Origin of the sequence: Enterocloster aldenensis, assembly GCF_003434055.1 — a bacterium.
In the GTDB taxonomy this organism is placed as follows: Bacteria; Bacillota; Clostridia; order Lachnospirales; family Lachnospiraceae; genus Enterocloster; species Enterocloster aldenensis.
In genome coordinates this window covers 1-636 of record NZ_QVEX01000056.1, presented here as the reverse complement: position 1 = coordinate 636, position 636 = coordinate 1, and the positions used below count along the sequence as shown (strand labels likewise).

The 636-nt window shown below is 42.1% G+C and carries 1 protein-coding gene; it reads right to left on the bottom strand.

The window, feature by feature from the left end; all coding sequences use genetic code 11:
- Nucleotides 1-143: 143 nt before the first annotated feature.
- Nucleotides 144-599, bottom strand: coding sequence for an IS200/IS605 family transposase (gene tnpA / locus DWX59_RS28470; RefSeq protein WP_117563485.1), 456 nt, complete (start codon nucleotides 597-599; stop codon nucleotides 144-146).
- Nucleotides 600-636: the final 37 nt, after the last annotated feature.

The window sequence follows — 636 nt, the reverse complement described above, 5'->3', positions numbered from 1 at the left end:
AGTCGCCGCCACCCGTAAAACGGGTGGCTCGGTGAACGGGTAAAACCCTTTGGTACCAGGCCAGCGTCTCAAGGCGCTGGCTTGTTCCAAGCCCCTATGCTTTTGACTCGTTGCCGCCCCTGAAGGGGCCTTCGTAATACCGACTAACCCTTAAAAGGGTCCTCGTACTCTTTTACACTTAATTTATCCACCATTTGATCGTATCTCTCTTGTTCTTTGATATACTTACGTATGGTGTCTTCATTTAAACCCACTGTGCTTACGTAATATCCTTCCGACCAAAAGTGTCTGTTTCCGAACTTATACTTTAGATTTGCATGTCGGTCGAACATCATTAATGCACTTTTTCCCTTTAAATAGCCCATGAAACTGGATACACTATATTTAGGCGGGATTGCTACCAGCATATGTACATGGTCCGGCATCAATTTTCCTTCCAATATTTCTACTCCTTTATAGCTACAGAGTTGCTTTAATATATCTCGCAAATCCTCTTTATATTGATTATAAATGACTTTTCGTCTATACTTAGGGGTGAAGACGATATGGTATTTGCACATCCACTTTGTATGTGCTAAATCATTGGCTTTCTTCGCCATATAAATCACCTTTCCTTTCTTTGATAGCGGCTTGGAC

Coding starts and splice junctions, on each gene's coding strand:
- tnpA (WP_117563485.1), bottom strand. CDS start 599: ATGGCGAAGAAAGCCAATGATTTAGCACATACAAAGTGGATGTGCAAA.